Annotated in this window: 17 protein-coding genes; 8 read left to right on the top strand and 9 right to left on the bottom strand. The window is 49.9% G+C overall.

What is annotated here, in order from left to right; all coding sequences use genetic code 11:
- Positions 1 to 150: 150 nt before the first annotated feature.
- The 5 genes from GWC94_RS13250 to GWC94_RS13230 all read right to left on the bottom strand — a co-directional run bounded on the left by GWC94_RS13250 (position 151) and on the right by GWC94_RS13230 (position 7362).
- Positions 151 to 1344, bottom strand: a complete 1194-nt coding sequence (locus GWC94_RS13250; RefSeq protein ID WP_161835491.1) for an ABC transporter permease family protein — start codon at positions 1342 to 1344, stop codon at positions 151 to 153.
- A gap of 8 nt (positions 1345 to 1352) precedes the next feature.
- Positions 1353 to 2000: an ATP-binding cassette domain-containing protein gene (locus GWC94_RS13245; protein WP_161835490.1), complete on the bottom strand. Its 648-nt coding sequence runs from the start codon at positions 1998 to 2000 to the stop codon at positions 1353 to 1355.
- 80 nt (positions 2001 to 2080) lie between these two features.
- Positions 2081 to 3805 carry a DUF4836 family protein gene (locus GWC94_RS13240; RefSeq protein WP_161835489.1) on the bottom strand — a complete coding sequence of 575 codons (1725 nt, stop codon included), beginning with the start codon at positions 3803 to 3805 and terminating at the stop codon, positions 2081 to 2083.
- Positions 3806 to 3863: 58 nt separating this feature from the next.
- Complete coding sequence (locus GWC94_RS13235) at positions 3864 to 6839, bottom strand: glycoside hydrolase family 3 N-terminal domain-containing protein (RefSeq protein WP_161835488.1); 2976 nt, start codon at positions 6837 to 6839, stop codon at positions 3864 to 3866.
- Between the two features lie 106 nt (positions 6840 to 6945).
- The gene (locus GWC94_RS13230; RefSeq protein WP_161835487.1) at positions 6946 to 7362 is read right to left on the bottom strand and encodes a DUF5606 family protein; all 417 of its coding nucleotides are present in this window, start codon (positions 7360 to 7362) and stop codon (positions 6946 to 6948) included.
- Between the two features lie 273 nt (positions 7363 to 7635).
- Between GWC94_RS13230 and GWC94_RS13225 the strand changes: the two genes are divergently transcribed.
- Complete coding sequence (locus GWC94_RS13225) at positions 7636 to 8181, top strand: DinB family protein (protein ID WP_161835486.1); 546 nt, start codon at positions 7636 to 7638, stop codon at positions 8179 to 8181.
- 65 nt (positions 8182 to 8246) lie between these two features.
- Here GWC94_RS13225 and GWC94_RS13220 read toward each other — a convergent pair whose 3' ends face one another.
- Complete coding sequence (locus GWC94_RS13220; protein WP_161835485.1) at positions 8247 to 8891, bottom strand: DsbA family protein; 645 nt, start codon at positions 8889 to 8891, stop codon at positions 8247 to 8249.
- Between the two features lie 142 nt (positions 8892 to 9033).
- Here GWC94_RS13220 and GWC94_RS13215 point away from each other — a divergent pair, with 142 nt between their 5' ends.
- Positions 9034 to 10251 carry a DegT/DnrJ/EryC1/StrS family aminotransferase gene (locus GWC94_RS13215; RefSeq protein ID WP_161835484.1) on the top strand — a complete coding sequence of 406 codons (1218 nt, stop codon included), beginning with the start codon at positions 9034 to 9036 and terminating at the stop codon, positions 10249 to 10251.
- Between the two features lie 24 nt (positions 10252 to 10275).
- Here GWC94_RS13215 and GWC94_RS13210 read toward each other — a convergent pair whose 3' ends face one another.
- Entirely contained in the window at positions 10276 to 10674 is a 399-nt protein-coding gene (locus tag GWC94_RS13210; RefSeq protein ID WP_161835483.1) for a hypothetical protein, read from the bottom strand.
- Between the two features lies 1 nt (position 10675).
- On the opposite strand from GWC94_RS13210, the gene rpoN reads away from it, so the two are divergent.
- The 6 genes from rpoN (at position 10676) to GWC94_RS13180 (ending at position 19416) form a co-directional block, all read left to right on the top strand.
- The gene (gene rpoN / locus GWC94_RS13205; RefSeq protein WP_161835482.1) at positions 10676 to 12166 is read left to right on the top strand and encodes an RNA polymerase factor sigma-54; all 1491 of its coding nucleotides are present in this window, start codon (positions 10676 to 10678) and stop codon (positions 12164 to 12166) included.
- 148 nt (positions 12167 to 12314) lie between these two features.
- Positions 12315 to 14633: a gliding motility-associated C-terminal domain-containing protein gene (locus GWC94_RS17020; protein WP_161835481.1), complete on the top strand. Its 2319-nt coding sequence runs from the start codon at positions 12315 to 12317 to the stop codon at positions 14631 to 14633.
- Between the two features lie 20 nt (positions 14634 to 14653).
- The gene (locus GWC94_RS13195; protein WP_161835480.1) at positions 14654 to 15643 is read left to right on the top strand and encodes a PorP/SprF family type IX secretion system membrane protein; all 990 of its coding nucleotides are present in this window, start codon (positions 14654 to 14656) and stop codon (positions 15641 to 15643) included.
- Positions 15628 to 18363: an OmpA family protein gene (locus GWC94_RS13190; RefSeq protein WP_161835479.1), complete on the top strand. Its 2736-nt coding sequence runs from the start codon at positions 15628 to 15630 to the stop codon at positions 18361 to 18363. Before GWC94_RS13195 ends, GWC94_RS13190 begins: the two co-directional genes overlap by 16 nt.
- 184 nt (positions 18364 to 18547) lie before the next feature.
- On the top strand, positions 18548 to 18703 hold the full coding sequence (locus tag GWC94_RS13185; RefSeq protein ID WP_161835478.1) for a hypothetical protein: 156 nt from the start codon (positions 18548 to 18550) through the stop codon (positions 18701 to 18703).
- A gap of 56 nt (positions 18704 to 18759) precedes the next feature.
- The gene (locus tag GWC94_RS13180; protein ID WP_161835477.1) at positions 18760 to 19416 is read left to right on the top strand and encodes a hypothetical protein; all 657 of its coding nucleotides are present in this window, start codon (positions 18760 to 18762) and stop codon (positions 19414 to 19416) included.
- Positions 19417 to 19494: 78 nt separating this feature from the next.
- Here GWC94_RS13180 and GWC94_RS13175 read toward each other — a convergent pair whose 3' ends face one another.
- Both GWC94_RS13175 and GWC94_RS13170 read right to left on the bottom strand, forming a co-directional pair.
- Positions 19495 to 20520, bottom strand: a complete 1026-nt coding sequence (locus GWC94_RS13175; protein ID WP_161835476.1) for a PorP/SprF family type IX secretion system membrane protein — start codon at positions 20518 to 20520, stop codon at positions 19495 to 19497.
- Between the two features lie 39 nt (positions 20521 to 20559).
- Positions 20560 to 23307: T9SS type B sorting domain-containing protein (locus tag GWC94_RS13170; protein ID WP_161835475.1), on the bottom strand; the 2748-nt coding region annotated here is incomplete at its 5' end.

Here is a 23307-nt window from a genome sequence, read left to right as displayed (position 1 = left end):
TTGTTTTAAAAAACGGTGTTTTCTTGTTAATAAAACGGTGAAAACACGGTGCTTCATGACAAAAAATTTATAAATAGTCTACAAAAAACTATAGATTTTAGGGCGAAAATTGTCGATAAAAGTCATTAATCACCTGCCTATTTTGCCCAATTAAATAACCTGTCTGGTATAGTTTTTTATGGTTACCAGGTTCACCAGCCAGATGACCAATAAAACCAGCACGGCGGCCACCAACAATACTGGCGAGGGAATCGGCTTTATAAATACATGCTGCGGCACCAGCCATCCATGAAGCAAATACTGCAGCACCCCGATCGCCAGCAACGCAACGCAGATTATCCAGATATTGGCGGGGAAAAACTGCCTCATCAAAAAACGCTGCAGCTGCCGGGGTGAAGTGCCCAGGCCGATCAAAAGCGAAATATCATCCTTGCTCGAGGCAATCGTCAACTGAATGAAAAGCGTAAAAACCAGCATCGCGAAAGCAAACATAACAACCCCCGTGATCCAGGCGATTCGCACTACAATGGTAACTACCTGCCGGTACCTGCTGAAACGCGTCTTATCCGCATCCGTAGTTAGCCCGTTCTGCTGTAAATATTGCACTAGCTCCGGATTACCCGGATCCTTTGTACGCACAATCACCCGGGAGGGCTTGGCTTCACCAGACTGCGCAAATTGACCGTTCGCCCAATCCATGAACTCCTGCGGCACCAGTAACGACGATATCCGGTCGCTGAAACCCACTACCCGTCCCGTAAAACTGGTCGCCTTTCCCTGAGCATCATACACATTGACGGTAAACCCTATCATTTTTACAATTTCCTGGGTCAATTGCGGAAGGTTCTGCGAAAAAGAGAACTGAAAATTGTAAAAATCGAGAAACATATTGGGCGCTATGATCGGCACAAAGAACTCGCCGGGCTCCCATTTCCATTCTTTACTGTTTACATCCAGAAATTCTTTGGGTACACTTTCAAAAGCGATATCGGTGAAAAACGGGAACCGATCGCTGCGACTCTGTATCGACGCCTTGAAACGGCTGGCCGTTAATATGCCAACGGATTCAACAAACGACTGGTTCCGTAACCCGGTTATCTCCGCACGCTCCAGGGCAGTTGCGCCGAGATTGCGATCGGTCAGTTCTTTGTTCAGGACCAGGAAATTGGCCACGCTGTCCTGGTTGCTTTTGCTGTACAATAGTTCGTGGTAGTTTTCCTGTATCTGCACGGCGGCCAGGATCAGCAGCATGGCTATGGACAAACCGATCGACGCCATTAAAAAACTTCTGCGCCCTCTGCCGGTGCGGATCAGTTTCTTCAATAATTTATTGAATAATTGCATGGGGTTCTTTATAACTGTAACTGCCGGGTATAGGTAAAATGATTGTCCTCCTCAAGATCGGTGATCAATAATCCCGCGTTCCTTTTTTTGCATTCGGTAGTAATCAACTGAACAGCTTTAGCGGTATTTACCTGGTCCAGGTGACTGAAAGGCTCATCCATCACCAGCCATTCAAAGGGTTGCATCAGCGAACGAATGATCGCCACACGCTGCTGTTCCCCGTAGCTGCAGATACCGGCTTTCTGTTCCATAATATGCGACACGCCCAATGCCTCGGCCATGGTATCTATCATCGGTTCTGCGTAAACCGGGTCCTGCATAACACGTTTTAATTGGATATTCTCCCGACAGCTTAATTGAGGAAACAAACGGAGATCCTGAAAGACGATCGCCATCTTTTGCTGCCTGATCCCGGCTATCGATTCGTCTTTCATTGAATCGATAGCATCATCGTCAAAATAAATTTTCCCCTCGTAATCCTGCCTGAGCCGGTATACGATATGTATCAATGTTGTTTTCCCTGTCCCGCTTGGGGCTTTTATTTTGACCCATTCTCCCTGCTCAAGGGTCAGTGTTGTATTCCATATATCCGAGCTTCTTTGCGTCAGCCTGTCTCTTAGCGGAAGGGGTATGATATTGGTAAATGATATACGCATCAGCTGATGTGTCCTAAATTAAATTTTATTCAAAATAAAAAGTCCTGCCATGCAGGACTTTTTATACGCGTTGTGCTTTCTTAATTTGTCCTGATAATCGCCGGTACACCACCCGGAAAAAGTTTGCTGTCCTGGATTCTTGCCTGTACACGCATATCAACCGCTATATCGGTAAACAGCCTGGTAAGCGTTACAAGACTATTCTGTTTTTCGTCCTGCAGCCGTACTTCAAAACTGCTTTTCAGGGTTTTGCCGTCAAACGAGTTCACCACTCCTATTGCATCTTTAAATGTTTGCCTGGCCGTCAGCAGGGAGTTATGATAGCTGCCAACAGAGTCTTTTGCAAGCGTGTTGAGCGTTTTTGCGATATCAAAATACATGATCGCAGACTTGCCGCCGCTGAACTTATCCATGATATCCTTTCCGATCACAGCTTTTGATGCTCCGGCCATGTATTGCGTATAGGTGAGGGAATCGCTTGCGATCACAAGGTTCTTCTCATCGGCCTGTATAAATAAGCCGATAGAAGACAATAGCTGGCTGCCCTTATACCCGCCGAGTGTCTTTACAAGTCCACCCATTTCAACCCCCTTACCCATGACCTTGTCGAAGCTTGTTTTGTCGCCCACCGGAAGATTGACGATCATTTTACCCCATGGTCTTTTGCTGATCATGCTTTTTTCATCGGTTTTCAGCTGCGGTTCAATACCCATCATACCGATATCTGACACCATCACCGCAAAATCACCTTTGAATGCTTTGTAAATATCTTCCGGTGTTAACCCGGTTTTCTGCATAGCAATGTTCGCAAAGCCTTCTATCTCCAGTTGTTTCAGTAAACCGCCGATGATCTCAGGGTTCACCGCAAACAGCATAAAACCATTGAGGTTGGCGGATGGATATTTTTCAAGCAGCGAAAGATTCACCGCCGGTCCTGAATACTGTTTGATCAGGTTGCTGACGATCGGATTGGGATAACTGGTTCCCCGGGCAACAATTTTTCCCTCTTCGAAATGCAAGGTGGTCGTTGAGTAATTGTCTTTTATAAATTCTTCCAGTTTCGGAACCTGCATTGGCAGCAGGCGCAGATAGCCAGGCGCATTGTTGGTATTGGTAAACACATAGCCGTCTGCTTTTTCTTTGAACATATCGATAAAGATCGACTGGTCAGCCAGCGATTCGCTGGTTTTCTGGGTAAAATACTTTGCTACCTGTGCTTTCAGTGCCGCAGTTTCATCCACATCTTTGGGCTGGTCCATCTGAACCGCTGCGGTATCTCCAATTAAGTTGGATGCGTGCGAGTAAAAAGTAATGATCACCTGCTCCTTGTTCCATGCAAACAGGGTGTTGTCCTTCGCCAGGAGGTAGCTGTAATCAGTCTCTTTCTGGATGGGTTTGGTTTTGAGGTCTTCCTGTTTTTTCAGATAAGCCTCCAGCTTCGCTGCATCTTTTAAAGAGCCGAGTACGCTGAAAGTCGTTGACATGCTCTTGTCGGGCAATGCTTTTTGTATCATGAAGAAAAACCATTTCTTCTCCCAGTCGATACCTGCATTGGTCCGGGCTTCATTGAATTCTGCGCGGTCTTTGGAGTCAGCCGGCTCATTTTTGAACAAACGGGCAATCAGGCTATCGGTACTGATACCGCCTTTCTGCAGTTTATCCTGCATCTGACCAGCATCTACCACAAATACCATGGTGGCTTCCTTGGGAATGTATTTGGCCTCTTTGGATACGGTGTTTTTGCAGGATGTGAGGACGGCCGCCAACAGCAGGACCCCGCATCCGAAGCGTAAAATGGATTTCATAAATAGTTTACTTGTGTACACTAAGATAGAACAAGTAAACTAAACCCGATGCCCGCCATTACCGAATTATGGCGTGATAAATCGCCTCCTGTATATTGGGACGAACATTCATTTGCCCGAATTTGGTATTGTTCCTGGTGGGCGTTACGCGGTTCGACAGGAAAATATATACCAGGTTTTCTTTCGGGTCAACCCAAACACAGGTGCCCGTAAAGCCGGTATGCCCAAAGGTTTGCGGCGAAGCGCTGGCGGAGGGATAGGGCTCTTTTCTTGTTGCATTGTCTTTTTCCGGTTTGTCAAAGCCCAGGCCGCGGCGACTGATATCACTGTTGTAGGCGGTGAATTTATCGATCGTGGATTGCTGAAGCAGTTTTATTCCATTCAGTTGTCCGCCGTTCAGCAGCATCTGGTAGAGCTGGGCCAGGTCGTAAGCATTGCTGAACAGGCCTGCATGGCCTGCAACACCGCCAAACATGGCAGAGCCTTCATCATGTACATCGCCGCGGATCAGTTGCCGGCGGAAATGTTTTTCCTCTTCTGTGGGAACGATCATATCCAGGGGCATCAGCTCCCTCGGCCGGAAGGTGGTGCTGCTCATATGAAGGGGTTCGTAAAAAATTTCTCTTACATATTCATTAAGCGGCTTGCCACTGACGGCTTCCACGATCTTTCCGAGAAAAATAAAATCGTTATCACTGTACACGTATCTGCCATGTGGTGTGAGCTTGCTTTGTAATATGCGCCTGAATAAAGAATCCTGCCAATCGTTTCGCAGGTACAGGTCTTCTGCAACACGTGTCTGGTGTGCTGCATCCTTTACCATGGAAAAGTACTGCCATCTGGGCTCGCCGGTACTGGTATCGATCACCTCGCGATAGAACGGGATAAACGGATTCAGCCCCGCCTGGTGCAGCAGTATATCGGTAAGGTTCAGCCCCGCCTTATCCGTACCGCGTGTCCATGGCAGGTAGTCGCCAAGCGTTTTGGTGAGGTCGACTTTGCCCTGTTCATACAGTTTCATAATGGAGACCGTAGTGGCCGATATCTTGGTTACCGATGCCAGATCGTATACCATATCCTTGCTAACCGGTTCGGATTTATCGGGAGTGGTATAACCAAAGGCTTTGTGGTAAACGATCTTTCCATTTCTTGCCGCCAGTACCACGCAGCCCGGCATGGCGCCTTTTTCAATGGCATCATTTGCAATGCTATCGATCCTCGTCAGGGCCGAAGCGTTGATGCCCGCCACAGCGGGATCGGCAGGAGCAAAATAACTATTGTACACGATACCTGTTCCGAACCTGAACTGATCCGTTACACTAACAGGTAATTTGCCCTTGGACTGAATAGACCCCTCCAGCAGTTTAACCGCCGCCGCCTGTGTCAGCTCATCGTCTTCATAAGCAGCGATAAGCGCAGTGGGGGCGCTGATATTTTTTATGGCATACGGATTGCCGAATACCACCGTTATCGAGTTATTCTGCTGCAGCCCGTTAACAAGCGCAACAGCCGCATTGCTCAATCCAAAATTACCGGCAGGTCTGCGACTGAAATTATGCAGTCCTACAACGATCACGTCGTAATTCTTCTGCTTGATGAGGTTGATAACCTGTGCTGCAGATTCATTGTCGATTTTATCAGCGGGAACAATATTTGTCTTGTCATCCATCACCTGCGCGCCAATCTGCGCCCTGGTCCCGAAAAGATAAATATCCGCATTGTAATCAACTTTCAGTTGGTTGCTGATGGTATTGGCTGCGGGCGCACCTATGCTTACATAGGCAATCTTTTTTCCCTTGGCGATTGGAAAAACAGCCTGATCGGGTTTGTTCAGCAGCGTAAGCGCTGTTTCACTGATTTCTTTACGGATGGCATCGGTTTGTGCGTTGAGATCTGTAAGCAGGTTTTCGGTTTGAATGGACTGCAGGTTGTTGAGACCGAGATGGTATTTAGCCAGCAACACTTTTTTCACCCTGGCATTGATATCATCCCAGCTGAGTTTGCCTTCTCTGATGGCCTCTTTCACTTTCTGTATACTGCCGGGTATATCACCGGGCAGGCATAACATATCGTTACCTGCTATCAGCGACATCACCGATGCATCTCCTTTGGGAAAGAACTTGGCTACGCCCTGCATTTCGAGCGCATCTGTAAAAGTGATGCCTTTGAAGTGAAGGTCGTTGCGCAGCAATTCTGTTACATTCCGGTAAGAAAGAGAACTGGGCAGGTTGGTGGTGGTATCGATGGCCGGAATAGACAGGTGCGCCGTCATGATGCTGCCCACGCCCGCTTTGATCAATTCGTTAAATGGGTACAGTTCGAGTCCTTCCAGTTGTCCGCGGCTTTTCAATATCACGGGAAGGTCCTTGTGCGAGTCAACCGACACATCTCCGTGACCGGGAAAATGTTTTGCAGTGGCCATAATGCCCACGTCCTGCATGCCCCTCATATATTCAACACCGTACAGCGCCACTTTGTATTTGTCTTCGCCAAAACTCCGGTCGTTGATCACGGGGTTGAGCGGGTTATTATTTATATCCACCACCGGCGCGTAGTTTACCTGTATACCCAAACGCCTGCATTGCTCTCCCACCGCCCGGCCGAAGCGATAAATAAGCCTGGCATCGGGTGTTGCACCCATCATCAGCTGGCGCGGAAAACTGGTTACACTGTCCAGCCGCATGCCAACACCCCATTCCGCATCTATGGAGATCATCAGCGGTGTTTTGGCGATCGACTGGTAGCTGTTTGTAAGCAGGGCCTGTCTAACCGGTCCACCCTGGAAGAAGCAGAGTCCGCCCACATTGTATTTTTTGATCAGCTCTGTAACTTCAGCAACATGCTCCGGGCCAAGATTGCTGTGCGCGCGGATGATCATCAGTTGCGCTATCCGCTCGTCTTTGCTGAGTTTGCGGAACTTCTTTTTCACCCAGCGTTTTGCATCGGGGGTTTCTTCGTAAAATTTCTGGGCTTTAGCCGTTGTAAACAAACCTGCCAGCAAGGCAAGCAACAGGCATGGAATCGTTTTTTTCATAACCGTACTTGGAAACGCCAAGTTAGGTAATATCATGTTTCAAGTATGTCAAAGAATGGCAAAACAAAACCCCGGCGGGGTGCCGGGGTTGCTGCTGTCAGTTATTTTAGGCCTGTTCGTCCGTATTTTCTTCCTCTTCCTCGCTTAACTTGGGTTCAATGTTGTTGACTTTGAGGATACCGTACCATTTGATCATTTTTTTCATATCGCTGGCATATACCCGTTCGAAATCCATATCGGCATACACTTTTTTGAAATAGGCTTTAACAGCCGCCGCATCTTTCTCATCAGGAAGCTTTTCCTTGCTGCCGTCCATTGCCTGGAAAACGTCTACCAGGTTTACATTCTCGCGGATGGTATACACTTCGATACTTTCCAGGTGCGAAAAATTATGTACGCGGCTGCTGACAAATTTTGTGCTTTTGTCGTCGAGGGATCTTACAATCGCGCCGTCTGTTTTGCTGCCTACGAGTTCAAAAAGGCCGTTCAGGCCTGTTACAGCTATCAGTTTACTATATTCCATACATCAGGTATTAAGGCTGCAAAGTAAGGGGAAATGAAGCAATCTGGAATAAACCCGTTTCCGGGCAGGATCTGCCGCCCGGTCATCATAATGCCGATTTTGCGGTTGGAGCCAGCATACCGCCGGCGCGCTCATATAAAAAATCGGGGTGGAATAAGTGGGTTTTGTACATTCCTATGCTAAAAACCCTATGTCCATCACCCGATACGGAAGAAAACCGTACCGGATTACACTTTGTAGCGCTATAAATTATTCATCATTAAAATTTTCAACATGAAAAAAATCTGTTCCCTCATCACCATCCTTATTGCCATCACCGCCTGGTTTCCGGCCGGTGCACAGACCCTTTCGAACGAGGATCTGAAAGCACAGCTGATCAAGGACTGGGAACGCGCCAAAAAATATACGGATGCCTATCTCGATGCAATGCCTGCAGACAGGTATGCTAAAAAAGTGGTCGACAGTATCCGCACGTTTTCCGAACAGATGCTGCACCTGGCGTCAGGCAATATCGGCCTGGTGGCGAACGGTACGGGAGCACAGCGGATATTTGCGGGGTTCAACATGGAGAAATCAGCCGGTGCCCAAAGCAAGGATTCTGTTACACATTATGTGAATGCCAGCTATGACTATGCCATCAATTCCATCCGGAATATGGATGCCGCGCAACTGGGCGAACATGTAAAACGCGGTAACCTGGATGAAACAAAATTATCCTGGATACAAAAAGCGTTCGAGCACCAGACACATCACCGCGGGCAGTGCACAATCTATATCCGTTTACAGGGTGTAAAGCCACCGAATGAAATGTTGTTCTGATGAAGGAAACGGCAACCGCAGATTTGCGTACAACAGCGGTCGTATGCAAATCTGCTGCTTATGGCTCAGGTCTGGTCAGCCATGGCGGTTTTTAATCTCGCCGCAAGCGTTTCATAATCCGTATAACCCCTTGCAAGCAGGTGGAACCTGGTTTCTGAAACCTGCAGCAGCACGGCCGGATAGCCTGTAACCTGCAGCTGTTTGCATAACTGAAACTCGTAATAGGCCTGTTCCTTATATGTTTCGCTATGCAGTTTTTCGTAAAATGTTTCGGGCTGTATGCTGTATTTTTCAAGAAGATGCCGGTAGGCTTCGTCGTCTGTAAGATCGCGGCCTTCTGAATGCAGCGCGTACTGCAGATCGGCCGCAAACGCAACCTGCCTGCCGGGATAGAATTCCTTGTATATGCAGAGAGCGATAGCAGGTTTTTCTGAATTGGGGTACCAGTCGCTCAACTCCGGGTTTTTTACATGCCAGAGGTAATCCTCGCCGAATTTGATGCCCGTATGTTCTTCCACGGTATGATAGGCTTTGGCAATATATGCCGCGGTGGCGGAAATATGCACCGGTTCTTCGGGTAAGATCATGCCGCCGGACAGCACTTCTATCTGCAACTGCGGGTTTTCGGCCGCCAGTTTTTTCATCACGGGGCTGAATCCATAACACCAGCCGCAATAAGCATCGTAACAATAAAACAGAATAGGGTCCATACTGCAAAGGTAGGAAGCCGGGATCGTGAAAAGCAGGCCGGGTGCAAACAACCGAATCTGCGCTGACTCGCTTTTCCAGAACCTCCTTTTCTATACCTTTGCGGGCAACGGATTTTGCTTATTTATCATTAAAAGATCATCCATGCCCGGTTTTGAATTTTTTGGAGAAGAAGAACGAAAAGAAGTCAATGATGTACTGGAAACAGGTATCCTGATGCGTTATGGTTTTGACGGTGCGCGTAAAGGGCATTGGAAGGCGAAAGAGCTGGAGAAGGCGATCACGGAAGTGTTTGGGGCAGCTTACGCGCAACTGACATCGAGCGGCACCTCGGCGCTTACCACCGCCATGGCGGCGCTGGGCATAGGTGCGGGGGATGAGGTGATCATGCCGAGTTTTACTTTCGTGGCAAGCTTCGAAGCGGTGCTGAGTGTGGGCGCCATACCCGTATTGGTTGATGTTGATGACACACTTACCCTTGATCCCGCTGCGGTCCGCGCGGCTATCACGCCCAGAACAAAATGCATCATGCCGGTGCATATGTGCGGCAGCCCTGCCGACCTGGATGCCCTGCAGCAGCTTTGTAAAGCGCATTCCCTGATACTGCTGGAAGATGCCTGCCAGAGCATCGGCGCCCGGTACAAAGGAAAATTTCTCGGTACCATCGGCGATGCGGGCACTTTTTCCTTTGATTTTGTAAAGACGATCACCTGCGCGGAAGGCGGTGTGGTGATGACGAATAAGAAAGAAGTGTATGTGAAGTCGGACGGTTATACCGATCACGGGCACGATCACCAGGGTGTTGACCGGGGCGCGGATCTGCATCCTTTTATCGGGTACAATTACCGCATCAGCGAGTTGCATGCGGCGGTTGGCCTGGCGCAGATCAGGAAGCTGGACACCTTTCTTGCGCTGCAGAAAAAGAACTGCGCCTTGCTGCGCGAACAGCTGGCCCAGGTTCCGGAGATCAGTTTCAGGCGGGTTCCGGAAGGAGGCGAAGACAGCTGCACATTTCTTTCCTGGTTCCTGCCTACGGCGGAAATCACCGCAGCCGTTGTTGAAGAAATGAGGGCGCAGCAGGTGATGCCGGGAAGTTTTTACTGGTTCGTCAACAACTGGCATTATATCCGTAAATGGGATCACCTGAAGCAGGCACTCGCCCTGCACGCCATCAGCGATGAACAGAAAAACGCGCTGACAGCTCTGAACAGTGCATCCTTTGCAGCAAGCGATGAGATCATGAGCCGCTGCATCTCCACTTCGATCAGCCTGTTGTGGACAGAACAGCAGGTCAGGGAAAAAGGAGAGAAGATAGCTGATGCCGTGAGAACAGTTCTGGCTGCACACGCACAAAAAGCATAGCAGCGCCGGGTTACCGGTAAGGGTTTATTTTTTTCGATCGCGCGGTTGCCTAAGAAGGTTGTGTTTTCCTTCCAGCGCATCAACATAATCCAGGCTGCCGAGACGGAGCCTGAAAGGAATGCCCGTTATTTTTTCCAGCTGCCATTCTTTTTTGCAGAAAAAAGGAAGTTGCTTTACATAAAAATTTTCGGGCAACAATCGTATGGGTGCGCTTCGCAGGCTGTCGCTAATTTTAACACTGTTCTTTGCCGGGGCGGCCAGATATTGCGCATGAAGAAAGCAGCCAATTAGCAATAAATTCACAAACAAACAAATTCCTTTCATCATCGTGCTGCTTTGATTTGTATGTAAATTTACGGCGTTAACAGGAACAGGGATTTGAACAGTGGTATGGTTTTTTTGTAACACCCATACCCTCACCATTATGTCATTAAACCAGTCATTACAGCAAAAATTACTGCAGAAGCTGTCGCCTCAACAGATTCAGTTAATGAAATTGTTGCAGGTGCCTACGGCCAACCTCGAGGAGCGCATCAAGGAAGAGCTCGAGGAGAACCCTGCCCTGGAACAGGGCGAAGAGGGACATGAAGATGAGTATGCGGATGAAATGCACGACGAGTTCGACAACAGCAGCGATGACGATTCGGATATGGACGGCAGTGCTGACGAATACGAGAACGTTGATATCAGCGAATACGTAGTGGATGATGATGGAGAGATTGCCGATTATAAAATGAAGGACGACAATTATCCTGAGATCGATGACCAGAAAGTGATCCCGATCAGGGTGGAAACCAGTTTTCATGAGATGCTGCTCAACCAGCTGGGTATGCTTGACCTGGACGAGCGCAACCTGAAAATTGCAGAACAGATTGTTGGCAGTCTCGACGACGACGGTTACCTGCGCCGGGAACTGTCGTCCATCGCAGACGACCTGGCGTTCAGGCAGGGATTGTCTGTTGAGGAAAAGGAGATCGAAGCATTGGTTGACCAGATACAGCAGTTCGATCCGCCCGGTATCTGTGCGCGCAACCTGCAGGAATGCCTGTTGCTGCAGCTAAGACGCAAGCTCAGCGAAGGAAAAAGTGTTGAACTGGCAATACAGGTGATCACCAGGTATTTTGATGAGTTTACGAAGAAGCACTATGAGAAGATCCAGCGCAGTCTTAGCCTGAACGATGAGCAGTTGAAGGACGTAATCGGCCAGATCATCAAACTCAATCCCAAACCCGGTGGCAATATCGGCGAGATCAATAAAGCCGAGAGTTATATCGTTCCCGATTTTTTTGTGATCAATAACAACGGCAAACTGGAGCTTACACTCAATGCCAAGAATGCACCCGATCTGCGCATCAGCGAGGGATACAGGGATATGCTGAAAGATTATGAGAAAGGCAGCAAAAAAGACAAGCGGCAGAAGGAAGCGGTACTGTTCATCAAGCAGAAGATAGACTCGGCAAAATGGTTTATCGATATGATCAAACAGCGGCAGGAAACGCTGATCGGCACCATGAGCGCCATCATGCAGCACCAGAGGGAATTCTTCCTTACCGGCGACGAAACCACCATGCGCCCGATGATCCTGAAAGATATTGCGGAGATCACAGGACTGGATATATCCACTGTGAGCCGGGTTGCCAACAGTAAGTTTGTTCAGACAGAATTTGGTACCTATCGCCTGAAATTCTTTTTCAGTGAATCGCTAAGCACCGACAGCGGAGAAGAAGTGAGCACACGCGAAGTGAAAAAGATCCTCAGCGACCTGATCGAGGCGGAAGACAAACGCAAGCCACTCAGCGATGAAGTGCTTACCGATATGCTGCAGGAAAAAGGCTACAATATCGCCCGCCGCACAGTGGCCAAATACCGCGAACAGCTGAATGTGCCCGTAGCAAGATTACGCAAAGAGCTGTAGTGATATTCCTATACTCTTGTAAAGAATTGAAAATCTGTATTTTAATCAAGGTTACCTGCAATAAATCCTGTTTTTATTAGTTATCTTACTGACTGATTTCGACTGGTTAAAACGATCATTCCGGTCTTGATATCCTAATGAAAGCGTTGTGAAAAAAAACGAACTGCTTCTTTACAGGTTGCTGGTACTGGCCGTGTTTTTCTGTAGTACAGAATTGTACAGCCAATCTGGTTGCAGCCCTTTTATCCGTTTACGTGATACCATCGTTTGTTCAGGCACACCGCTTACACTCGATCTGCAGCCGCCACCTCCGCCCGATTCCATCTTACCCGGTGTCTGGAAATTACTGATTACACGCGGGGCCATCGATTCGCTGCTCTTCAACCTGAAATCATTTGGTTTTGACAGGGTCAACCAGTACCTCTATTCCATCAATTACCAGCGGATCACCCGGTTTGACCTGAAGAACAATACAGTTAGTTCTATCCCTGCCACCAACTGGCCCGGCGATCTTACGGAGTTTGTTTTCGACCCGCTTAACAACCGGTTGCTGTTATGGAAATCCGGTCGCGATGAGGTATTTGCATTGCCTGCAGCGGGAGGCAGCTGGGTATCTGTTGGGCCGGGTGCGCTCGACAGGGATGCTTTTGGTGCCGCTTCTTTCTGGAACCCGGTGACAAAACAGCCGGGTTTTTACGGCGGTTACGGGTTTAACAAAACCAAGGGATGGATATACGAACACAACGGTACGGCATGGCAGCAGAAAAGACCCGATTTGCCCGTTGATACCGTACCCAAAGGTGGTAACATCATTGGCGCCAATGCCGACGGATCCAAGGTATACATGTTCTCCGGACAGGGCAATTATACCGGCGATGAGTTAACCGGAACCTGTTTGCTGGGAAGTCCCTGGGCTACGGCCAGCGGCATGTACTGCTGGCTTCGCGATCTCTGGGAGCTGGATCTTGCCACCTATCGTTTCCGGAACCTGCTGCCGGTTAATAACCCCACGATTCAGTACGAGGGAGCGGTTGCCTATGATTACGATTCTTCCCGGTTTTTTTTATTCGGCGGGTTCCAGCCCACAGGCAATGCGGTGCAGAACCAGTCTTTGCCCAACACCTTCAAAACATTCCGGTACCGGCTTGGTAAAGACACCGGCTTTGTAGCGTTTACCGGAGAAGGAGCTGCACCGCCGGCTGCAGGCGGGTTTGGCACCAACGGAAAAGCCTATTATGATAAAGCGGGTAAAAGGATTATCTGGGCCAGGTACGATGGCATCTGGGCTTACTACCCCGATTCTTCGCTGATACCTTTTTCGCAGCAATCGTATAAATGGTCCACGGGCGAAACAACAGCATCCATCAATATCAAACCCACTGCCACCACAACCTATTTTGTCAACCGCATCGCATCGGGCAAATCCTGTAACGATACCATTACGGTTACGATCCCGAATATGGCCACCAACATCCAGAAAAAACTGGATGTCTGCGGCAGCCAGGCCAAGCTCGATGCAGGTCCTAATTTCCAGCGTTACCAGTGGAGCACGGGTGAGACCACACAAAGCATCAATGTAACGCAGAACGGAAGTTATGGCGTGGCCGTTACGATCGGCGGTTGCACCGTAAAAGATACAAGCGTGGTAAGGTTTGCGGTACCGATACTCGATTTTGTTGTACGGAACCTGAAAGATTCTATTTGTCCCGGCGAATCGGATTCGCTGTACGTAGTGTCGCCGCAGGCCAATATCGAATATGCCTGGTATATTCCGGGTAATCCCAACCCGGTTAACAAAGGCAGTTCACTGGTGCTGCAGAACATTATCGGCAATACCGATTATATCGTCAACGCAACAGGAACACCGCCGGCATGCCCCGCAAAAAGTGCTGCCACCCGGATCATCCTTCGCAGCAAGCTGCCCAAACCGGTGATACGTGCAGAAGCGGTGGGCGTACCTGATGTAAATTTCCGCTGGGATGTGGTGCCCAACGCGGTGTCCTATCGCGTAAGCATCGACAAAGGAACCAGCTACGCGCAGGTGCCCGCCGGCGGATCGCAGGCACTGGTACAGGTAGTTACCAACCTGGGTCCCAACCAGCCTGCCACCATTGCCGTGATAGCAGAGGGAAGGTTTGTCTGCGAAACAAGCGATTCGAGCCAATTAACCGTGATCACACCGAACCCGTTTGGCAATAACCTGTATATACCCAATGCATTTACCCCCAATGGCGATGGCGTTAACGACGAATTCCTGGTATATGCCACCGCGATGTCGTCGATCAGGCTGATGGTGTACAACCAATGGGGGAAGCAGGTATTTGAGACGAAAGACAGGAGACTGGGATGGGATGGCACCTATAGCGGAAAGCCCTCGCCGGCCGGAACCTATACCTATGCACTGGAAGCGATTATGCAGAACGGGCAGCGTGTAACGAAGGTAGGGACGTTCAGTTTGATACGATAACCACCACTTAATTCAACAGGATGCGTAACTTATTTTTATTGCTATTCGGTTGCCTGCTGTTTGTCACGGGCCGTGTGCATGCGCAGGTGGATGCGCATTTTACGCAATACTATGCGTACCCGCAGTGGCTGAACCCCGCCTTTACGGGAGCGATTGATGGCAGTTACCGTATCAGCGCCAACTACAGAAAGCAATGGCCTTCTTCAACAGCCGCCATGACGGCGCAGGCTGTCTCGGCCGATATTGCCCTGCCCAAAAATTTTGGCGTAGGCGCCACGGTATTCAACCAGAAAACAGGCGATGGCAGCTACCAGTACAATGCAGGGTATCTTTCGCTTTCTTACCAGGTGCATCTTTCCGAATATAAAATACTGAGCGCCGGTTTTCAGGTGGGATTGCTGAACCGCCGGCTCGATGCTTCCAAACTGCAGTTCGGCAGTCAGTTCAATCCGCTGATGGGGTATGATCCGACGCTTCCTTCGAACGAAAACTTCAGCAACGCTTCGGCCAGCTCGCTCGACGGAAGTGTGGGCCTGCTGTATTTTGACGCAAACCCCAACAGTTCCGTCAATCCTTTTATCGGGGTAAGCCTGTACCATCCGTCGGAACCGAATAACCAGTTCCTGAACACCGGCGAAAAAAATAAGATACCTGCACGCTACTCGATACATGGCGGCATGCGGCTGAAAATGAACAACAGGGTGGATCTGATGCCCAATGCCCTTTACGCGGCGCAGGGCAATGCAAATGAAATTGCCGCGGGTCTCTCGATGAATATCCGGATCGACGGTGCCAAAGACCTTGTTGCCGGCGCAATGTACAGGACCGGTGATGCGATCGCACCCAATATAGGTCTTTACCTGAACGGCCTGATGATCGGTTTCAGTTATGATATCAATATGTCGCAGATGAAAACGGTTTCCTCCATCAACGGCGGATACGAACTATCGATCAGTTTTACCAAACCCAGGAAAATTCCTGACACCAAATTTATATGCCCAAGACTGTAAGATATAAGCTGAATGCCTGTAAGGGCATTTGTACAGCGGCGATCATGCTATTGCCGGCCATCGTTTTTTCGCAAAGCGCCAGGAAGATCGAGCGGGCAGGTGATGGTGCATTTGCACGTACGGATTATTACAGCGCTTCCAAATTATATGCGGCCATTCTGTACGATAGCCCGCTGACCGCTCTGGGTAACAGCAGGCTGTATCCCTTCCAGACCAGGAACAACAGCAAACCGGAAAAAATTTCCGATTCGCGAAGGAATGAAGTGGTGTTTAAGCTTGCGGAATCGTATCGCCTGTACAACCGACCCAAAGATGCGGCGCTGCAGTACGAGAAATATATTGCATCGAAGGACATGCACAACCCAACCGCCCAGTTATGGTATGGCTATACACTTATTGCCAACAACGAACCCGAAAAGGCAACCGTTGCATTCAACAACTACCTCAAAACAAACCGGACCAAAGACGCCAACGCCACCAAAGCAAGAGAGGGAATTGCATCCGCCAATTTTATCCTGGCCAATAAAACACTGAAGCCGGCAGCGGAAGTGACCAAACTGAATGCCACCAATCCCCAGGATGGCTCCGATTTTGCACTGGAGAAGATCAACGACAGTTTGTTCTGGTTCACTACGTCGAGGCACGAAATCGATAAAAAAGGAGAGAAAGTATACCCGATACGGTTATATACCGGTAACCTGAACAACCGTACCGCTTCCAGGCCTGCGCCGATACCGGGCGAACTGAACATGGCCACGCCCTCGCTTTCTTCCGATGGGCTGACGATGTATTTTACCGGCTGGAAAAGCAATGCAAAAAGCGGCGCCACCACACCTTATCATATTTATTACATGATACGCAACGCGGTGGATTCTCCCTGGCATTTGCCGGTTGAAATGGGCAGCTCGGTGAACCAGGCAAACTACCAGTCCAAGCAACCGTATATCACACGCGACAGCAAGTACCTGTTCTTTGCATCCGATCAGCCCGGCGGAGCAGGTAAATTCGATATATGGATGGTGCCGATGGAGGGAAGGAACGTGCTTGGTAAAGCCGTTCATGTCGACAGCATCAATACCGCGGGAGATGAGGTGACACCTTTTTACGATCTCGACTCAGCAAAACTGTATTTCAGTTCCGACGGAAGGATCGGTATGGGCGGACTGGATATTTACAGCGCGGCCGGTCACCCCTCCGGCAATCGATGGGGCCATATCACCAACCTGGGTGCGCCGCTCAACTCGGTGCGCGACGACCAGTATTACCGAAAGGAAAAAAATTCACAGACGGCCTACCTGAGTTCAGACAGGGCTTCTTCCTGTTGCCTGGAAATTTTTAAAGCCGTTACGGTAAAATATATCGATACTGCAGGGAAACAACCCGTTATGGCCAAAACGGAATTACCCAAATCCGTATCCACACCCGCGGTAACCGATGATGCGGAAGAAAAAAAGAACAGACGCATACTGGATTCCATCAATTCGAACATGCTCGAAAGAGCCTATGTGCATTACGATTATGCCAGTTCAAAGATCCGCCGTACCGACAGACCGCAGCTGGATATCATCGTGAAACAACTGAAGGAAAATGCGCTGCTGAATATTGTGGTGGCTTCTTTTACCGATTGCAATGGTACGCCCGCGGGTAATGAACGGGTGGCCAAGGCGCGTTCGCAGTCTGTAAAGGCGTACCTGGTGGCGCATGGTATCAACGCATCGCGTATCAATACGGATTTCTTCAGTCGGAAACATTTTGTGCTTCCCTGCCTGGCGGATAAATCGTTCAATAAAGAAGCGCAGCTTGCCAACAGGCGTTCAGACCTGATCATAACCAAAGAGCAGCATCCCAAATGGCGGCCGATGGGTAATGAACTGGATCTGGATCCGGCACAGATGAATCCTTTGTTCCGTACGGTGAATGCCAATGCCGATGCGCGGTCTTCTGTTGCTTCGAACCGGCCGGTGCCGGTCAGCGGAGCGGGAACAGCGCCGGCATCAGGACCGGTAAAAACCACTGATGCCGCAACGGAAAAATCCGCCACTCCTGCAGCAGCAGAAAAAAGCGGGTCAAAAGCTGCTTCAGTAAAAATACCGGATACCCATACCAGGCCGGATAAAGCAAATACCGGTGCGTTGATTAAGGAAGCCAAACCCAAAACGGGTTCCAGTAATTATGCCGGTACTGCTGCCAAAAAAGAAACGAAAAACGCCGCCGCTGATGACCGTGCCGCCCTTGTTCGCAGAGCGCCTGCCGCCACTGCCAGCGCTCCCGCCGTAAAAAACCGGCCGGCGCCGCCGTTAAAACTCGATATAGACAACATACTTGATTTTACACCGAAAGTAAAAACAGGGGTTATTGAAGAGATGACCAAACGCATCCCGAGGCAGCCGCTGTATGTGTATTCCACATCCGACTCTGTGCGTGTTGACCTGTACGATAACGGGGTATTTGACGGCGATTCGGTTTCGGTGATATTCAATAAACAGCTGGTGGCTTACCAGCGTGTGCTGCAAACCAGTAAACCGGTTACGTTCTATATCAAGCTCAGTACCGATGTTGCCAAAAATGAAATGATCTTCTTTGCCGAGAACCTGGGTCTTACGCCACCCAATTCGGCATTGATGGTAATCACCGACAGCGAGAACCGGCGTACGGAAGTAAACGTTGCCAGCGATCTTGAACACAATACGGTGATCTATTTTATCAAACTGAAAAAATAGAACAGGTTACTTCCGGCCTGCCACCGGTATTAATGTAAACCCACCGATGACCGGCAGGATATTCAGGCGACATGTTGTTTTTTCGGCAGCGCTTTGTTTCTCTTTCCTATGGTGGACGCTGCCGCTGTACCTATGGTTCCGGCCGGTAGCCGGTGACTGAAGGAACACCTGCGATTTTTCGCCGATGGTCTATATTTTCATCACGGTGGTTATTGCAGGCGTTTTATCGCTGGCATTTCTGATCAGGGCATTGCTGGCCCGGGGGCCGTATAGCGATGACTACTGGTGGTTCATCGCTATGGTCAGTTTTCCGCTGGCGACCGGGTTCTTTTGTTTGTGACATGCGCGGGTAACCGCGTTCATTCCCGTCAGGGCAAAAAGCTGTAACATTGCGCCATGGAAAGAACAGACGGATCACGGGTGCGGCATCCATGGTTACTGCGAATTGGGGCAAAGACCATATCGTATGTGTGTCACCCCCTGTTTGTACCGATCTATATTTTTCTTTTTCTGGTAAAAGAGATCCCGTACGAATTTGCGGGTATCACCGAATGGCAGTTAAAAATGCGGATCTTCGGTGTGTTCTGGATGACCGCGTTTTTCCCCGCATTCGCCGTGTTCCTGTTATGGCGACTGAAATTCAGCAACAGTATTTTTCTCCGAACGCAGAAAGAACGCATCGTTCCCTATGTGGTTACCATGTTTTTTTACTGGTGGATGTATTATCTCGCCAAGAATTTCACCGACCAGCCCATTGCACTGAAATTTTTTTTCATGGGCATCTTTATCGCAACGATTATCGGTCTGATACTGAATAATTATTTCAAAATAAGCCTTCATGGCATGGGCGCCGGCGGTGCATTGGCAGCTATTATTTTATTTGCGATGTATTACCAGATGCCGATGGGTGTGGCAATCAGTGTCGTTACCTTACTGGCCGGCATTGTTTGTACAAGCCGTTTTATCGTAAGCGATCATACCCCGCTGGAAGTGTATTCCGGTTTGCTGGTGGGTGTTTTTTCGCAATGGCTGGCGTATGTGGTCGCTATGTAAAAAACCGCAGACTGAGCATTGCGCAATGGCAAATGTCAGTCTGCGGCTCCCTGAGTAAACCCCAATCCCCTGGCCGGATCAGAAACGAACGCAACGCACCCTGTCCAGCGTAGAACTGCGTATTTTCAGGAAACCCCTGTATGCGGCAGTGAACTCAAGACCGCCGCGCCAGTTGGACGCCACGGTGAGTTTGGATATATTGATATCATAGCTTACACCCATTGTCATATGGCCGAAGTCGATCTTTACCACCGGAATAACGGCATCATCCCATCTTAAAAAACTGCCTGCATAAATGGCTGCCTGATCATCGCCGCTGTCATCCTGGGTAAGGTCTATGCCATACAGTAAACCACCCAGCAGCTGGCGGTTGCCGTTCTGCGCATAGTAATCGGCAAATGCAATCACGTGGCCGCGGTCGCCCATTTTGGTGCTGGTGCCCATGCTGAAAGAAATTTTGGGCGAAAGAAACGTAGACCCATTGTTGATCACCGAACGGATGGTTGGGCGTGTGATATGCGATACGCCGGCAGCCAGGTAGAATTTGATATTATTATCCAGCACAGTGCTGAAACAAAGACCGGTACTCAGATCCCAGTAAGAATAACCGTTGCGCGAAATAGGCTGTGCGCTGGGGATACCCGGGTCGTAGCCATTGGCGCCGTACTGATCGCCCATTTTCAGTTTTGTGGGATCGAACTGGCTTGACACCGGCCCGCCCATTACCGCCAGCGAAAGATAGGTGTCGCGTTCAGGATTGAGTGACTTGTGGAAGTTGACCGCAGGCAGGAACTGTGTTCGTTTCAATCGTATATCGCCGGCGCCATCCAGGCTCATCTGTGCGCCGATGGTGATAAAATCATCGTGTTTGCCGATGGGCGTCTTGTGTTCAACGCTCAGTGATGCGGTGCGGTAAGGCACGGTTACACTGCTCCACTGGTCGCGATAGGCCATCGACACGCGAAGATCGCCCACAAACAACCCCGCCAGCGCCGGGTTACGCAGCAGCGGCTGCTCGTAAAACTGCGAGAACGAAAAGTCCTGCGCCATCAGCGAGCCACTGCAGCACAGCGTAAGCAGGAGTGTGTAAAATTTGGTTTTCATAGGGGGTCTTATTTGGGGTTCATAGGATTTGGATATCGGTTATCTCAGTACGGCAACATTTCCTTTGAAGAATCCGGGCGTACCTCGTTCACAGATCACTTCACAGACATATACGAACACATCGGGTGTGGCGGCTTTTCCGCGTACGGTGCCGTCCCATCCGCTGTTTGCATCTCCGGGATAGAAATTCAGTTTCTCAAATACCATTTCGCCCCAGCGGTTATAGATGCGGAAACTCTTGATCACTTTTACGCCCTTGCCCTGTACAACCAGTTTATCGTTAATGCCGTCTCCATCGGGAGAGAAGGCATTCGGGATAAATATTTCGGTAGTGGGGCAGAATGTTTTTATCCGCATGGTATCGCTGCTGGTGCAACCGTATATATTGGTACCGGTAACGCGGATGGTCTGGTCCATCACCACTTTTGCCATCGGTGCCGGGCAATTGAGGCAGGAGAAATCGGCTCCTTCCCAGCGCCAGGTCCTGATATTGGGCAGGCTGCTGATGGCACGCAGTTGTATGCCGGTGCCGGCCAGGATCGCGGTATCCTTATTGAGTTTGATTTCGGTGGGTTTGCCAACCGTGATGCGCACATCCGTTGTATCTGCAAAACAGTTGTAGGCGTCTTTGCCCACCACCTGATAGGTAGTGGTTTCCTTTGGTGAAGCAACCGGGTTGGCGATGGAGTAATTGTTCAGTCCCGGATCGTTGCGCCACAGGTAGCTTGCGGCTCCCTGTACACGTATCTGCACATTGTTGCCAAAACAGATCGTATCCTGCAACTGTCCGCTGAGCGAAAGCGGTTTGATCACACGAACAGAAGTGCTGGCCACATCAGAGCATCCGTATTCTGTATAACCGATCACCTTGTACGTGGTATTCTCGGTGGGTTTTACACGGAACACGCGGCAGGAATTACATACCACATTATCGTTCTGGTCTTTCCATATATAGTTAAAGGCGCCGGATACACCCAGACCGGCCGAGTCTCCTGAGCAGACGATGTTTTCCTTGTTAAGGGAAAGCACCGGTGTTGGATGGATCATCAGTTGTTTGTATGCCGAATCAAAACAGCGGTTAACAGTCGATACCAGCAGCTTCACTGTGTATTCACCTTCTTTGGTATACTGCGCCTTAACCAGCGAGTCGGCAATCCTGGTGCCGTTTCCGAGGAACCAGAGCATATAGGCAATCGAGTCTTTTGAATGCACATCCGATTTCAGTTCGAGCAGTTGGTTTCGGCATGCCTCGCTCATGGCTGCGATATTGGCTTTCGGAAATTCAAAAACATCCACAGGGAATTCGATACGGGCGGTGTTGCTGCAGCCCACTTCGCTGGTAACCGTCAGCGCCACGCGGTTGGTGCCCGTCTGCGTAAACAGCGCCTGGAAGTTTACATCAAACGAACTGTCCCTGTCGTTCAGCACCCATTTGCGTTTAACAATATTGAAATGTGCAGCAGAGGAATCGCGGAAATTGAACGTGGTGAGACCGCAGTCGTAGATGCCTTTTACGCCGAATGCAGCTCTTAGTTTTTCCACTTTTACGGTAACCGTACTGGTCGATGCGGTACAAACCCCGTTGGCGATGCTCCAGGCAAATTCATAGGTGCCCGGTACCAGTCCGTCTACCCTGGTAGAAGCGCTGGCCGCATTGGTGAACGCCGCGGCAGAAGGGCCGCGCAGCTGTGTCCATATACCGGCGCCGGAGGCAGGTTTATTCGCATTCAGCACAGTGTTGGTTTCTGCATTGCACAATGTCTGGCCGGGGCCGGCATTGGATGGGGTAACCGGCGGTACTGTGATCACCATAATCTCGTTGGAATACTGCGTAGCGCAGACGCCGTTTTTAACCAGCGCACGGTAGATCGTGGTGGAGTCGGCATTGGTATAGCTCAGCTGTGTGCCTGTTTGCGCGATCACCGTCCAGGTAACGCCCTTGTTGATCGTAGACTCCCAATGGATCACCGATCCGGTATTGCCGGTCAATACCAGCTTGCCGTTGTTATTGCTCATACAAACAGTGGCGTCTCCGCCAAGTTTGCCGGCAACCGTGCTGGAGTCTACCTGTATCATCATCGTATCCGAATAGGCTGCCGTACAAACACCATTTTGCACCAGTACGCGGAACCAGGTGCTGGTGGTGAGGTTATCGTATTGATACGCGGTATCGGTATCGGATATCACGTTCCAGCTGCGGCCTTTGTCTGTGGAAGACTCCCAGCGGATCAGTCCGCCGGTGGCACCCCTTAATTCAAGCACGCCGCTGTTTACGGTCTGACAAACCGTTTTGTTGCTGGTATACAGGTTGCCAGGCTTGGTGGGCTGGTTTACATTGATCGTTACCGTGTTGCTGTAAGCGCTGCTGCAGTTTCCGCTTTGTACCAATACGCGGTAACGGGTTGTGGCTGTCAGGTTCTGGTAAGTGAGGATGGAGCTGGTATCGTTGCTGATGGTCCAGGTAGCGCCGCCGTCTGCAGACATTTCCCAGCGCAGTATACGGCCGGTATTGCCGGACAGCCTTACCACACCCTTGTTCACGGGTGCGCAAACAAAGGAATCTGCAATCAGCCTGCCCGCCACTGTGGGCGGATATACGGTAATGTCCACGATATCGGAAGAAGGCGAGCAGGTACCGTTGGAGATGGTCCACATAAACCGGTAGGTACCGGCAGCCATACCCCTTACGGTAGTGGTGGGGTTATTGACATCATCAAACACCACAGCGGAAGGATTACCGGCCACCGCGCTCCATTTACCTGTACCGGAAGTGGGCGTGTTGGCATT

The organism is Sediminibacterium soli (genome assembly GCF_009939225.1).
Taxonomy (GTDB): domain Bacteria; phylum Bacteroidota; class Bacteroidia; order Chitinophagales; family Chitinophagaceae; genus Sediminibacterium; species Sediminibacterium soli.
This window is presented reverse-complemented; position numbering and strand designations above follow the sequence as displayed.